Raw genomic sequence first — 12,616 nt, 5'->3', positions numbered from 1 at the left:
GACCGGACGCGCCCCGTCCCCGGGGTGCCTCCGGACCGCCTTCGGGCAGCGGCGTCCGCGCGCTCGGCCGCTGTCCGGGGAGGTCCCGGGCGCTGACCGGCCCCGGGCCGGAGGGTCACGAATCCGGCATCAGTGCGCCCCCGGCGGCGAACGGGCATGGCGTCGGGCGTCCCCAGGGCGCATACTCAAGGTAATGAAACAGTCAGCCGGTTCCCGGCGCCACCTGCCGTCCAGTCCCTTCAACCGCCCGGCCCAGGCGGCCCCACCGGTCGAATTGTTCGATGTGGGCGACAGGGTGTCGCACGACCAGTTCGGTCTTGGCCGCGTGCTCGCCGTCGAGGGCGACAACGACGCGGTGCTCATCGACTTCTCGGGGCGGCAGGGGAGGATCCTGAGCCCGTACTCCAAGCTGACCAAGCTCTGAGGGGCGGCGAGCACGCGCGGCATCCCGTGTCCCGACCAGACTCTCCGGCTTCAGGGGCACCTGCGCCCGCAGGTGCCCCTGAAGCCGTATCGGGAGCCCCGCGCCGCTACAGCGCCTGGGCGGCGGGCTTCACCATGCCGCGGACGGTGCGCGACTTCACGAAGTCGCCCATGGCCGTCATCTCCCACTCGCCGGAGAACTGCTTGATCAGCTTGGCCATCATCACGCCGGTCTGCGGCTCGGCGCCGGTCAGGTCGAAGCGGACCAGCTCCTCGCCGGTGGCCGCGTCGACCAGTCGGCAGTAGGCCTTGGCGACCTCGGTGAACTTCTGTCCGGTGAACGAGTTGACCGTGAAGACCAGACCGGTCGCCTCCGCCGGGATACGGCCCAGGTCCACGACGATCACCTCGTCGTCCCCCGCGCCCTCGCCCGTGAGGTTGTCGCCGGAGTGCTTGATCGCGCCGTTCAGGATGGAGAGCTTGCCGAAGTAGCAGCTGTCCAGGTGTTTCCGGTCGGGGCCGTAGGCGATCACGGAGGCGTCGAGGTCGATGTCCTTGCCCCGGAACGCGGGCTCCCAGCCGAGGCCCATCTTGACCTGGGAGAGCAGCGGCCGCCCGGCCTTGACCAGGGAGACCGTCTGGTTCTTCTGGAGGCTGACCCGGCCCTTGTCGAGGTTGATCTTGCCGTTGGCGGGCGGCGCCGCGGGGGCCGCGGGCGGGGCCGTGGGGGCCGGGGGAGCGGCGATCCGGGGGGCCATCGGTGCGGCGGTGGGCATCGGGGGCGCGGCGGGCGCCGGGGCCGGTGCGGCGGCGGGCTCCTCCTCGACCGAGACGCCGAAGTCCGTGGCGATGCCGGCCAGCCCGTCGGCATAGCCCTGGCCGACCGCGCGGGCCTTCCAGGCGCCGTTGCGGAGGTAGACCTCGATGACCAGGAGCGCCGTCTCGGCGCCCAGCCGGGGCGGGGTGAACGTGGCGAGCACGCTGCCGTCGTCGGCGTTGCGGACCGTCGCGGTGGGCTCGATGCCCTGGAAGGTCTGGCCGGCCGCGTCCGGGCTCGCCGTGACGACGATCTTCTCGATGCCGGACGGGACCGCTGTGGTGTCCACGACGATCGCGTCCGGCGCGGTGCCGCCGCCGGAGCGGTAGGTCACGCCGGGGCCGTTGGGCTGGTTGTAGAAGATGAAGTCGTCGTCGGAACGCACCTTGCCGTCGACGGTGAGCAGCAGGCCCGAAACGTCGAGCCGCACCGGGGCGGAGACGTCCACGGCCACGCGGGCCGCGGAGAGAGGGATGTTCGAGCCGGGGGTCATAGCGGTCATGCTCGGGGTAACGAACGACCCCGCTTTGCCGTTCCCTTACCTTCGCGGACCTTCGCGGACCTTCGCGGACCTTCGCGGACCTTCGCGGACTTGGCGGGCACGCGGGGATTCGCGGACCCGGCGGACCTCGCGTGCGGGCGTCCGGACGTGCCGTCAGCGGTTGCGGGGATGACTGCGGGCCGCGCGCTCGTTGCCGTGCTTGTACGCCCCCGTCCAGCGGGCCATCACCAGCTGCGCGTCCCCCGACTCCACCTCGGCCAGGAACTTCTCCGCCCGGCCGCCGCGGAGCGTGCCCGCGGGGCGGCCGTGGTGGGTGAGGGTGACGCTCGCGTCACCGTGCTGCTCGTACAGGAATCCATGGGGTCTCGGCATGGCTCCGCATCCTGCCCGCCGCCCCGGCGCGCTGTCGCCCGGTTTTCCGTGGACCGGCGCCCTCGTCAGCGCGGCCAGATCGGCGGATGGGTGCAGAAGTGGCCGCCGAGGTGGGCGTGGTCGGGGTTGTCCGGGTCCAGTTCGCCCTGTTCGGCGATGAGCCGCGCCGCGTACGGCTCCGAGTCGTCCTGCGGCTCGTAGCCCAGCGCGCGGGCCGTCGTCAGGTCCCACCACAGCCGCGTGTTGTCGGACGAGCCGTGGACGACGGTGTGCCCCACGTCCTCGGCGGTGAGCGCGGCGTGGAAGAGCCGGGCGCCGTCCGCGGGGCTCATCCAGACCGAGAGCATCCGTACGGATGTCGGCTCGGGGAAGCAGGAGCCGATGCGGACCGAGACGGTCTCCATGCCGTGCCGGTCCCAGTAGAGCTGCGCCAGGTCCTCGCCGAAGGACTTGGAGAGGCCGTAGAAGGTGTCGGGGCGGCGCGGCGCGCCGATGGGGATCAGCGGGTCGCCGGGCAGCGGCCGGGGGGTGTAGCCGATCACGTGGTTGGACGAGGCGAACACCACCCGCCCCACTCCCTCCTCGCGCGCGGCCTCGTAGAGGTGGTACGTGCCCTCGATGTTCGCCCGGAGGATCTTGTCGAAAGTGGACTCCAGGGAGATGCCCGCGAGGTGGACGACCGCGTCGACACCGCGCACGGCCTCGCGCACCGCCGCCCGGTCGCCGAGGTCGGCGGTGATCGCGTCCGGCTCGCCCTCGACGGGAACGGCGTCGAAGAGGCGGAGCTCGTAGCCGTAGGCGGGCAGCAGCCCGCGCATCAGGGTGCCGAGGCCGCCGGCGGCGCCGGTCAGCAGGACGGTGCGGGGAGCGGGCATACGCGGTTCTCCTCGGTGCGGGGGTGCCCGCGGGCGGGCCGGGCACGCGGCACGGCCTCCGCGATACCCGCGGCACCTGCCCGCGAGACATCAAATCCATGGATCGCATTCATATGCATGGACAAGCTAAGAAGTCCCCGCGCACCGCGTCAAGTGTGCGGCAGGCGGCCGGGCCGCCCGCCCGGAGCCGACGGCTCCGTGTCGAGGTGACGGACTCCGCTTTCGGGGCGGGGCGTCGGGCCCCGTCCCCCTCCTTGACCTGCGCCGGGCGGCTGGCTTAGCGTGAAGGCGTTCATGAATATGGACACCGATCAGAATTGTGCACGCCTGAACCCGCTCAGGGAGCGCCAGTGACCTCAGCCCCTCTTGCCGCCCGACTCGGCCATGTCGCCGGGCCGCTCTTCTTCCCCGTCACCGCGTACGGACCGGACGGCGCCGTCGACCTCGACGCCTTCCGCGCCCATGTGCGCACCGGCGTCGACGCCGGTGCGGCGGCGGTCTTCGCCTGCTGCGGCACCGGTGAGTTCCACGCGCTGACGCCACAGGAGTTCCGCGACGTCGTCGCCGCGGCCGTCGAGGAGACGGCCGGGGAGGTGCCCGTCGTCGCGGGGGCCGGATACGGCACGGCGCTCGCGATCCAGTACGCGAAGCTCGCCGAGGAGGCGGGCGCGGACGGGCTCCTCGCCATGCCCCCCTACCTCGTCGTCGCCGACCAGGAAGGGCTGCTGAGCCACTACGCCGCGCTCGCCGCGGCCACCTCCCTGGAGACGATCGTCTACCAGCGCGACAACGCCGTCTTCACCCCCGCCACCGTCGTCGCACTGGCCGGGACACCGGGCGTCATCGGCCTCAAGGACGGCTACGGCGACCTCGACCTGATGCAGCGCATCGTCAGCGCCGTCCGCACCGAACTGCCCGGCCGGGACTTCCTCTACTTCAACGGACTGCCCACCGCCGAGCTCACCGGCCCCGCCTACCGGGGCATCGGCGTCACGCTCTACTCCTCCGCCGTCTTCGCCTTCGCACCCGACATCGCGCTCGCCTTCTACCGGGCGATGGACGGCGGCGAGGAGGAACTCGCGGGCGCCCTGCTCGACCACTTCTACCGGCCGCTCGTGGAACTGCGTGCCAAGGGACGCGGCTACGCCGTCTCGCTCGTCAAGGCCGGGGTCCGGCTGGGCGGCCTGGACGTCGGAGAGGTCCGCACTCCGCTCACCGAGCCGCCCGCCGCGCACATCGAGGAGCTCACCACGATCATCGCGCGCGGCCGGGCCGTGCTGGAGAAGCACGGACAGGGCGCCGGGGAGAAGCACGGACAGGGCGTCGGGGAGAAGCACGGGCAGGAGCGGCGCGGGTGAAGACCTCGGCCTTCCTCTACCCCTGGGACGTCATCGGCGACCCGGCCGCCGCCGCCCGCGTCGCGGACCTGGGCGTCCAGCAGGTGACACTGGCCGCCGCCTACCACTCCACCCGGGCGCTGACCCCGCGTCACCCCGCCCACCGCATCGTCACCGCCGAGCACGCCGCGGTGCTCTACCCGCCGGGCCCCGCCCGGTGGGAGGGGCGGGAGCTGCGCCCCCACGGGCAGTCCTGGGTGGCCTCGGACGACCCCTTCGCCGAGGCCGCCGAGGCCCTCACCGGCGCCGGTCTTGAGGTCCACACCTGGGTGGTCCTGGCCCACAACTCCCGGCTGGGCGCCGAACACCCGGAGACCTCCGTGGTCAACGCGTACGGCGACCGCTACCCCTGGGCGCCGTGCATCGCCCGGCCCGCGGTCCGCGCGTATCTGCTCGCCCTGGCGGCGGAGGCGGCGGCGCGCCCCGGCGCGCGCGGTACCGAGCTGGAGTCCTGCGGCTGGTACGGCTTCGCGCATCTGCACGCCCACGACAAGATCGCGGGCGTCGGGCTCGGGGACGCCGCCCAGTACCTGATGTCGCTCTGCTTCTGCCCCGACTGCCAAACCGGTTACGCCGGACAGGGGCTGGACCCGGACGCGCTGGCCGCGGCCGTGCGTGGCGCGCTGGAGCCCGTCTGGGGCGGCTCCGGCTCCACGGAGAGCGGCCGGGCGGGCATCGAGGAACTCCTCGGCGCCGACCTCGCCGCCGCCACCCTCCAGTGGCGCGGCACGGTCGTCCGTACGCTCCAGGAGTCCGCCGTCGCCGCCGTGCGGGCGGCCGCCGGTCCCGGGTTCCAGGTGCTGCTGCACGCCGACCCCGCACCCCACCGCACCGGCGCCAACGTCGGCGTCGACCCGGCGCACATCCTCTCCGTGGCGGACGGCGTGGTGCTGCCCTGCACCGGCGACGACCCGGCGCGCGAGGCGGTGCTCGGCCCGTTCGACGGCCGCGACGGGGTGCTCGCGGCCAACTTCTCCGTGGTCACGGGGATGGGCGGCAGCCCCGCCGCACTGGAGCGGGACGCCGCGCACGCCATGTCGCTCGGTGCGAACCAACTGCGGCTCTACCACGCCGGGCTGGCCTCCGACCCGGACCTCGAAGCCGTCGCCGGAGCGCTCTCACGCCTCCGGCGATGAAGAAGCCGGGCCGGTGGGGGCGCCCGTCAGCCGCCCCCGCCGGCCCGGTACCAGCAGGACCGCGGTCAACAGCCCCGCCGCACCGACCAGGAGCAGCAGCACCCGGACGTCCACCAGCGCGACCAGCCCCGCGCCGAGCGCCAGCGCCACCGCGTTCGGCACCGTCATCAGCGTGTTCGCGGTCGCGGAGGTGCGGCCAAGCACCGCTTCCGGGCTCTCCCGCTGCACCGCCGTCATCGCGGTGATCAGGACGCACGGCAGCCCGGCCCCGACCGCCGCGCTCGCCACCAGCGCCACCCCGTCGTACGGCAGCGCCCGCGCCCCCACCGCCACCGCGAACAACGCGATCCCGGCCGCCGTGAACACCCGCTCCGGAAGCCGCCGCAGCAGCGGACCGGCCAGCAGCCCGATCGCGACGGACCCGGCGCCCTGCACCGCGTACAGCACGCCCGCGTACGCCGGGGAGTGCCCCAGCACACCGTCGATGACGGCGTAGACCGCGGCCCCGTTGAGCCCCGCGCACAGCATCGTCGCCGCACCCGCCAGCACCAGTGGCCGCAGCACCGGCGAATCCCACACCTGCCGGACGCCCGCGGCGAGTTCGCCGCTCCGGCCGGCGGGCGGCGCGGCCCCGGCGGGGCCCCGGCCCGGCAGCAGCACGCAGACCCCGGCCGCCAGCAGGAACGACGCCGAGTCCAGCAGCGCCACGGCCCCGCCACCGAACCGCGTGTACAGCCCGGCACCGGCCAGCGGCGCCAGCAGCTTCATCCCCTCGCTCGCCGTCATCCGCAGCCCGTTGAAATCGCCCAGCAGCCGGGCGTCGACGGCCCCGGCGATCAGCGCCGACTCGGCCGCGCCCATCAGCACGAAGCTCGCGCCGTACAGGACGAGCACCACGAAGAGCATCCAGATCCGGCCCGCCGAATCGACCATAAGCAGCGTGGCGAGCAGCCCCGCCATGACGAGGTTCGACCAGAGGAGCAGCGGCTTCGCCGGAATCCGATCGGCGACCGCCCCGAGCGCGGGCCCGACCAGCACCGGCAGCCACATGGCGAACACGGCGAGCGCCGCCAGACTGTCCGACCCGGTCAGGGACTTCACCCAGACCCCGGCCGCGAGCCACATCGCGGAGGTCCCGAAACCCGAGACCACGACCACCACCAGAAACAGCCCCGCCGTACGGTCCCGCACCACCCGCACCGCTGCCGACCCCGCCACCGCACTCACCACGACCTCCCGGCCCGCGCCTTCGCCATGGGTCAAGGCTGCGGACCGAGGAGGGCCGGCGGCATCGGGCAGATGCCCTAGCGCGCCGCGCCGCGAGGAGCCGCTCCCGCGCGGCCCGTAGGGCACCTGCCGCAGATCCGCGCACCCATCCGGCGCGGGCGCGCGACCGTGCCACGCGCCCGCGCCGGGCCCGGCGTACGGCTCCCGCCGCAGGTCAGCGGGCCAGCGCCGCCTTCATCATCTTCTGGGCGACCGGCGCCGCCAGCCCGTTGCCGCTGACCTCCGAGCGCGCCGCGCCCGAGTCCTCGACGACCACGGCGACCGCGACCTCCTTGCCGTTGGAGCGGTCCTTCGCGTACGAGGTGAACCAGGCGTACGGGGTCCTGCTGTTGCCCACGCCGTTCTGCGCGGTGCCCGTCTTCCCGCCGACCTCGGCCCCGGCGATCCGGGCGTTGGTGCCGGTGCCCTGCTCGACGACGGTCACCATGGCGCTGCGCAGCTCCTCGGCGGTGGACGGCGAGACCACCCGCCGGGTGTCCCCGTCCGCGAACTTCTGGAGCGGGTCGCCCTTGGCGTCGGTCACCTCGGAGACCATGTGCGGCGCGGCGAGTTCGCCGCCGTTGGCGAGGGCGGCCGAGACCATGGCCATCTGCAACGGCGTCGCGGTGACCTCGAACTGGCCGATGCCGGTGAGCGCCGTCTGCGGCCGGTCCATGCCGGTCGGGTAGACGCTCTTGGACGCCCGTACCGGCACGTCGAGCTTCTCGGTGTTGAAGCCGAACTTCTCCGCCATCGCCCTGACCTTGTCCTGGCCGAGGTCGACGGCGGCCTTCGCGAAGACGTTGTTGCAGGAGTACTGGAGCGCGGTGCGCAGCGTGGCGTTCTCGCAGGGCGCCGAGGCGCTCTCGTTCCGCAGGACGGTGCTGGTGCCGGGCAGCGTGTACGGGTTGGGGCTGTCCGTGCGCTCGTCGACCGAGCCGTACAGCCCGTCCTCCAGCGCCGCGGCCGCCACCACCAGCTTGAACGTCGAACCGGGCGCCAGCGGCTGCCGCAGCGCGCGGTTGACCATCGGCTTGTCCTCGTCGTCGAGGAGCTTGAGCCAGGCCTCGCCGTCCGTCGTCCCGCTGATCGAGGACGGGTCGTACGAGGGAGTGGAGACCATGCCCAGGATCCGGCCGGTCTTCGGGTCGATCGCGACCGCCGCGCCCTTGTCGTCGCCGAGCGCCTCGTACGCGGCCTTCTGCACGTCCGGGTCGATCGTGGTCAGGACGTTCCCCGGGGCGCCCTGGTCGCGGGTCACCGCGCCCAGCGGGTTCTTCAGCCGGTCGTCGGTGCCGTCCAGCACATGGCTGTAGATCCCTTCGAGCTGTGTGGCGCCGTACGCCTGCGAGCTGTAGCCGGTGACGGCCGCGTAGAGCTCGCCCTGTGTGTAGGTGCGCTTGTACGCGAGATCGCTGCCCACCGTCCTCTTCGATCCGGTGACCGGGGATCCGGCCACGATGATGTCGCCGAGCGGCTGCGCGTACTGCGCGATGGTGTTCCGCCGGTTGTGGTCGTCGTCTGCGAGCGCCCGTGCCTGGTACGCCTGCACCCAGGTCGCCCGCCCCAGCAGGGCGAGGACCAGCAGCAGGCAGAAGACCGAGGCGCGCCTGATCGTTCTGTTCATCCCGCTCAGGGGACGAACGGGGCGTCGCGGGCCGTTCCCGAATGCGGTGGTTCTCACCGGTTTCTCATGACCGGCCCCGGCGCCCGGCTCCCGGTCAGCCCGGCAGGGTGAACAGCAGCTCGGCGGTGTCCTCGCCACGGGCGTTCGCGTACCCGTGGTCCGTGCCGGTGACGACGAATCCGCACTTCTCCAGCACCCGGCGCGAGCCGGTGTTGTCGGCCGCGGCCCGTGCGTGCAGCGGGCGGTCCGGTACGGCGTCGAGCAGCGCCGACAGCGCGGCCGTGGCGAGCCCGCGGCCCCACCGCGCCCGGTCGATCCAGTAGGTGACCTGGCGGTCGCCCGGGGACCCGTACACCCCCGCGCTGCCGACCACCGCGCCGTCCGCGACCACCGTGCGGGTCACGACGGAGTCATCCGCCATGATGTACCGCCAGTGGGCGTCGAACCTCCGCCGGTCGGTGGGGTCCTCGCTGGTGAAGGCGGCCATCCTGACCGCTTCCGGATCGGACATGAAGGCGAAGAACAGCGGCAGATCGCCGTCCCGGACCTCGCGCAGGGTGATCTCCATGGCTCAGAGCCTACGGGTGGCGAGCGTCAGCCGGTCCCGGGCGTCGAACAGCGCGTCCTTCACCATCTGTTCGTGCGCGGGCGTGAGCCGGGCGACCGGCACCGAGCAGCTGATGGCGTCGCGGGCGGGGGTGCGGTACGGCACGGCGACGCCGAAGCAGCGCAGGCCGAGGGTGTTCTCCTCGCGGTCCACCGCGTATCCCTGCTCGCGGATGAGGTGCAGCTCCTCGATGAGCTTCTCGCGGTCGGTGATGGTGTGCTCGGTCAGCGCGGGCAGCGTCTCGGGGAGCAGCTTGCGGACCTGCTCGTCGCTGTGGGTGGCCAGCAGCGCCTTGCCGAGCGAGGTGGAGTGGGCGGGCAGCCGGCGGCCGACGCGGGTGAAGGGGCGCAGATAGTGCTGGGACTGCCGGGTGGCGAGGTACACCACGTTCGTCCCGTCGAGACGGGCCAGGTGGATGGTCTCCGTGGTGTCGTCGGAGAGCCGGTCCAGGGTCGGCCGGGAGGCCGCGACGACCTCGTCGCCGTCGATGTACGAGGTGCCGACCAGCAGGGCCCGTACGCCGATCCCGTACCGCGTGCCCGTCGCGTCGGTCTCCACCCAGCCGAGCTCCACCAGGGTGCGCAGCAGCATGTAGAGGCTGGACTTGGGATAGCCGACCGCCTCCTGCACCGAGGCGAGCGAGTGCATGCCGGGCCGCCCCGCGAAGTATTCGAGCAGCTCCACCGTCCGTACGGCGGACTTGACCTGTGCCCCACCGGATTCGGCAACCGACATCGCCCTACGCCCCTTCCAACCCACGTGCGAAACCCTGAGACTTCTTGATCCGGCGACTCCTTGCCAACACTGAACGCCCGGAAATAGAGTCGCTTCATATTCACGATCAGGAACTCTGTTCAGAATACCGAACAACTTCTGATGTGTGGCAGTGAGCGGAAGGAATCACGGTGGCAGCAGCACCAGTCTGGAGCGTCGACCCCCGCACCGGGAACCCGCGTGAGCAGGTTGCGGTGGAGGCTACAGCGGAGGAGGTCGACCGCGCGGTCCGGGCCGCCCACGCGGTACGGGAATCGCTCGCCGACCGCACCGTGCGCGCCGCCTTCCTGCGCACCGCGGCCGATCTGCTCGTCGAGACCGGGGAGCACGTCATCGAGGCCGCCGACGCGGAGACCGCGCTCGGACCGGCCCGGCTGACCGGCGAACTCGCCCGCACCGCAGCCCAGTTGAGGGCCTTCGCGGAGGTCGTCGACGAGGGCGCCTTCCTCGACATCCACATCGACCACGCGGACGCCACCCGCACCCCGCCCTGGCCCGACCTGCGCCGCTACAAGCTCCCGCTCGGCGTCGTCGCCGTCTACGCGGCCAGCAACTTCCCGCTCGCCTTCTCCGTCCCCGGCGGCGACACCGCGAGCGCGCTGGCGGCCGGCTGCCCCGTCGTCGTCAAGGCGCACCCCGACCACCCCGCCACCTCCGAGCTGTGCGCCTCCGTGCTGCGCAGGGCGGCGGCGGAGGTCGGCCTCCCCGAGGACGTGCTGGTCCTGGTGCACGGCTTCGACGCCGGCATCGAGCTGATCCGGCACCCGCTCGTCGCCGCCGCGGGCTTCACCGGATCGGTACGCGGCGGCCGCGCCCTGTTCGACGCGGCGGCGGCCCGGCCCCGCCCGATCCCCTTCCACGGCGAACTGGGCTCCCTCAACCCCGTCGTCGTCACCGAGGCGGCCGCCGCCGAGCGCGCCGAGGAGATCGGCGCCGGGCTCGCGGGCTCGATGACCATGGGCGCGGGCCAGTTCTGCACCAAGCCCGGATTCGTCCTGGCCCCGGCGGGCGAGAGCGGCGACCGGCTGCTGAAGTCCCTCACCGACGCGGTCAGCGACACCGAGGCCGCCGTCCTGCTCGACCACCGGATGCGCGACGCCTTCGTCGAGGGCGTACGGACCCGGGCCGGACTCCCCGGCGTGGTGGCCCCGGTCACCCCCGGCGCGGGCGGCGACCACACCGTCTCGGCCGGCTTCCTCACCGTCCCCGCCGCGCTCCTCGCCACCGAGGGCCCGCACGACGCCCTGCTGGAGGAGTGCTTCGGCCCCGTCGCCGTCGTCGCCCGCTACACCTCCCACGACGAGATCACCGCCGTGCTCTCCCGCCTCCCCGGCAACCTCACCGCCACCCTCCAGGCGGCCACGGACGGCGCCGACCCGGACGCCCCCGGACTGCTCGCGGCCCTCACCCCGCTGGCCGGCCGGGTCCTCGTCAACGGCTGGCCGACCGGCGTCGCCGTCGCCCCCGCCCAGCACCACGGCGGCCCCTACCCGGCCACCACCTCCACCTCCACCTCGGTCGGCGCCACCGCGATCGAACGCTGGCTGCGCCCGGTCACCTACCAGACCACCCCCGAGGCCCTGCTCCCGCCGGAGCTCCGCGAGGACAACCCCCTGGGCCTTCCCCGCCGGGTGGACGGACGCCCGGCATGACCCCTTGCCTGCCCGAACTCCCCTTCGCGCTCAGCCCGTTCGGCCCCGACGCCGACTGGACGTACGAGGACGGTGTGCTGACCGGCCGGGCGGGCGCCCGCCAGGACCGGTTCGTACCGCCCGGTGGCGCGTCCCTCGACTCCACGAGCGACGCCCCCCGTCTGCTCGGCCCCGCGCCTCGGGGCGACTTCCAGCTGCTCGCCCGGGTGAAGGTGGGCTTCGCGGCGGCCTTCGACGCCGGGGTGCTCTACCTCCACGTCGGGGAACGGGAGTGGGCCAAGATCTGCCTGGAACTCTCCCCGGACCGCCCCACCGTCTGCACGGTCGTCACCCGCGGCCACTCCGACGACGCCAACTCCTTCGTCGTGGACGGCGACAGCTGCTGGCTGCGCCTCAGCCGCACCGGCAACGCCTTCGCCTTCCACGCCTCGGCCGACGGCGAGCGGTGGACCTTCGTCCGCGTCTTCGCCCTCGGCGACCCGGAGCGCACGGCCGACGCGTCGATCGGCTTCCTCGTCCAGTCCCCGACGGGCGAGGGATGCGAGGCGTCCTTCGACCGGATCGCGTTCCGCGCGACGGGGGTGGGGGAGCTGCGGGACGGCAGCTGAGGCCTCTCGTACCTCCCTCGTGCCATCGAACGAATGAGCACGCGTGCACAGGGGAACCGAGTAGCGGTACCCAGCCCTCCGGCCTGTGCCGGAGGGTTGGATGATCCGCATGGACATCACCGACGCCCCCGCGGAGCACCGGGACGAAACCATCCGCAGAGCCTCCTGGACCGCCCTCACCCTGCTGGTGCCGGTGGTCGTCGGCGCCGGCCTCCTCGCGCTGGGCACGGCCCGGGGGAGCGGCTGTGCGACCCATGGCGTGGAGTGCGCCGATGTGCCCGACGGCTCGATCCCCGCCTCCTTCCTGGCCGCACTCCTGCTCGGCGTCCTGGCGGTGGCCTGGCCGAGGAAGCTGCTGCCGTTCGCCTCCGCGCGCGGCTGGCTGCTGGGCCTGCACGGTGCGGCGCAGCTCACGACGGCGGCACTGATTCTCGGCCTCGACTGACGCCCGGGAACCGGAGACGCGGGCGCATGCGGTTGATGGCGCTGTGGTGGGCGTGATTCGCTGCTCCGGCACGCGGCAGGGCTTCTGCCGCGCCGTGCGACCGGGGGAGGGGCGA

The 12,616-nt window shown here is 73.2% G+C and carries 13 protein-coding genes; 6 read left to right on the top strand and 7 right to left on the bottom strand.

Annotated elements, in window-relative coordinates:
- Positions 1 to 193: 193 nt before the first annotated feature.
- Entirely contained in the window at positions 194 to 424 is a 231-nt protein-coding gene (locus ACFVFH_RS00465; RefSeq protein WP_037711258.1) for a hypothetical protein, read from the top strand.
- Positions 425 to 530: 106 nt separating this feature from the next.
- On the opposite strand, the gene ACFVFH_RS00460 is transcribed toward ACFVFH_RS00465, so the two are convergent.
- The 3 genes from ACFVFH_RS00460 to ACFVFH_RS00450 form a co-directional block, all read right to left on the bottom strand.
- Positions 531 to 1,742 (bottom strand): TerD family protein, encoded by a 1,212-nt coding sequence (locus ACFVFH_RS00460; protein ID WP_383761338.1) that lies wholly within the window; start codon positions 1,740 to 1,742, stop codon positions 531 to 533.
- A gap of 153 nt (positions 1,743 to 1,895) precedes the next feature.
- Positions 1,896 to 2,114, bottom strand: a complete 219-nt coding sequence (locus ACFVFH_RS00455) for a hypothetical protein (protein ID WP_383761335.1) — start codon at positions 2,112 to 2,114, stop codon at positions 1,896 to 1,898.
- 65 nt (positions 2,115 to 2,179) lie between these two features.
- Positions 2,180 to 2,989 carry an NAD-dependent epimerase/dehydratase family protein gene (locus ACFVFH_RS00450; protein ID WP_383761332.1) on the bottom strand — a complete coding sequence of 270 codons (810 nt, stop codon included), beginning with the start codon at positions 2,987 to 2,989 and terminating at the stop codon, positions 2,180 to 2,182.
- Between the two features lie 350 nt (positions 2,990 to 3,339).
- On the opposite strand from ACFVFH_RS00450, the gene ACFVFH_RS00445 reads away from it, so the two are divergent.
- Entirely contained in the window at positions 3,340 to 4,347 is a 1,008-nt protein-coding gene (locus ACFVFH_RS00445) for a 5-dehydro-4-deoxyglucarate dehydratase (protein ID WP_383761329.1), read from the top strand.
- Positions 4,344 to 5,522: a hypothetical protein gene (locus ACFVFH_RS00440; protein ID WP_383761327.1), complete on the top strand. Its 1,179-nt coding sequence runs from the start codon at positions 4,344 to 4,346 to the stop codon at positions 5,520 to 5,522. Before ACFVFH_RS00445 ends, ACFVFH_RS00440 begins: the two co-directional genes overlap by 4 nt.
- On the opposite strand, the gene ACFVFH_RS00435 is transcribed toward ACFVFH_RS00440, so the two are convergent.
- The 4 genes from ACFVFH_RS00435 to ACFVFH_RS00420 all read right to left on the bottom strand — a co-directional run bounded on the left by ACFVFH_RS00435 (position 5,505) and on the right by ACFVFH_RS00420 (position 9,757).
- Entirely contained in the window at positions 5,505 to 6,785 is a 1,281-nt protein-coding gene (locus tag ACFVFH_RS00435) for an MFS transporter (RefSeq protein ID WP_383761324.1), read from the bottom strand. The two genes, ACFVFH_RS00440 and ACFVFH_RS00435, sit on opposite strands and share 18 nt — an antisense overlap.
- Positions 6,786 to 6,963: 178 nt before the next feature.
- Positions 6,964 to 8,415, bottom strand: a complete 1,452-nt coding sequence (locus ACFVFH_RS00430; RefSeq protein ID WP_383761322.1) for a peptidoglycan D,D-transpeptidase FtsI family protein — start codon at positions 8,413 to 8,415, stop codon at positions 6,964 to 6,966.
- A gap of 94 nt (positions 8,416 to 8,509) precedes the next feature.
- A complete protein-coding gene (locus ACFVFH_RS00425) occupies positions 8,510 to 8,983 on the bottom strand; it encodes a GNAT family N-acetyltransferase (RefSeq protein ID WP_383761319.1) in 474 nt (157 codons plus the stop codon).
- Between the two features lie 3 nt (positions 8,984 to 8,986).
- On the bottom strand, positions 8,987 to 9,757 hold the full coding sequence (locus tag ACFVFH_RS00420) for an IclR family transcriptional regulator (protein WP_093539710.1): 771 nt from the start codon (positions 9,755 to 9,757) through the stop codon (positions 8,987 to 8,989).
- A gap of 170 nt (positions 9,758 to 9,927) precedes the next feature.
- On the opposite strand from ACFVFH_RS00420, the gene ACFVFH_RS00415 reads away from it, so the two are divergent.
- From ACFVFH_RS00415 to ACFVFH_RS00405, 3 genes are all read left to right on the top strand, one after another.
- Complete coding sequence (locus ACFVFH_RS00415; protein WP_383761316.1) at positions 9,928 to 11,448, top strand: aldehyde dehydrogenase (NADP(+)); 1,521 nt, start codon at positions 9,928 to 9,930, stop codon at positions 11,446 to 11,448.
- On the top strand, positions 11,445 to 12,056 hold the full coding sequence (locus ACFVFH_RS00410; protein ID WP_383761313.1) for a DUF1349 domain-containing protein: 612 nt from the start codon (positions 11,445 to 11,447) through the stop codon (positions 12,054 to 12,056). The genes ACFVFH_RS00415 and ACFVFH_RS00410 overlap by 4 nt, the downstream gene beginning before the upstream one ends.
- Positions 12,057 to 12,165: 109 nt before the next feature.
- On the top strand, positions 12,166 to 12,501 hold the full coding sequence (locus tag ACFVFH_RS00405) for a hypothetical protein (protein WP_383761310.1): 336 nt from the start codon (positions 12,166 to 12,168) through the stop codon (positions 12,499 to 12,501).
- The last annotated feature ends 115 nt before the right edge of the window (positions 12,502 to 12,616 follow it).

The organism is Streptomyces sp. NPDC057697 (assembly GCF_042799335.1).
Lineage (GTDB): Bacteria > Actinomycetota > Actinomycetes > Streptomycetales > Streptomycetaceae > Streptomyces.
This window is presented reverse-complemented; position numbering and strand designations above follow the sequence as displayed.

Bases quoted from the DNA above. Each gene is read 5' to 3' on its own strand.
- ACFVFH_RS00450 (WP_383761332.1), bottom strand. From the start codon at position 2,989: ATGCCCGCTCCCCGCACCGTCCTGCTGACCGGCGCCGCCGGCGGCCTC.
- ACFVFH_RS00420 (WP_093539710.1), bottom strand. From the start codon at position 9,757: ATGTCGGTTGCCGAATCCGGTGGGGCACAGGTCAAGTCCGCCGTACGG.
- ACFVFH_RS00425 (WP_383761319.1), bottom strand. From the start codon at position 8,983: ATGGAGATCACCCTGCGCGAGGTCCGGGACGGCGATCTGCCGCTGTTC.
- ACFVFH_RS00430 (WP_383761322.1), bottom strand. From the start codon at position 8,415: ATGAACAGAACGATCAGGCGCGCCTCGGTCTTCTGCCTGCTGCTGGTC.
- ACFVFH_RS00405 (WP_383761310.1), top strand. From the start codon at position 12,166: ATGGACATCACCGACGCCCCCGCGGAGCACCGGGACGAAACCATCCGC.
- ACFVFH_RS00410 (WP_383761313.1), top strand. From the start codon at position 11,445: ATGACCCCTTGCCTGCCCGAACTCCCCTTCGCGCTCAGCCCGTTCGGC.
- ACFVFH_RS00460 (WP_383761338.1), bottom strand. From the start codon at position 1,742: ATGACCGCTATGACCCCCGGCTCGAACATCCCTCTCTCCGCGGCCCGC.
- ACFVFH_RS00465 (WP_037711258.1), top strand. From the start codon at position 194: ATGAAACAGTCAGCCGGTTCCCGGCGCCACCTGCCGTCCAGTCCCTTC.
- ACFVFH_RS00455 (WP_383761335.1), bottom strand. From the start codon at position 2,114: ATGCCGAGACCCCATGGATTCCTGTACGAGCAGCACGGTGACGCGAGC.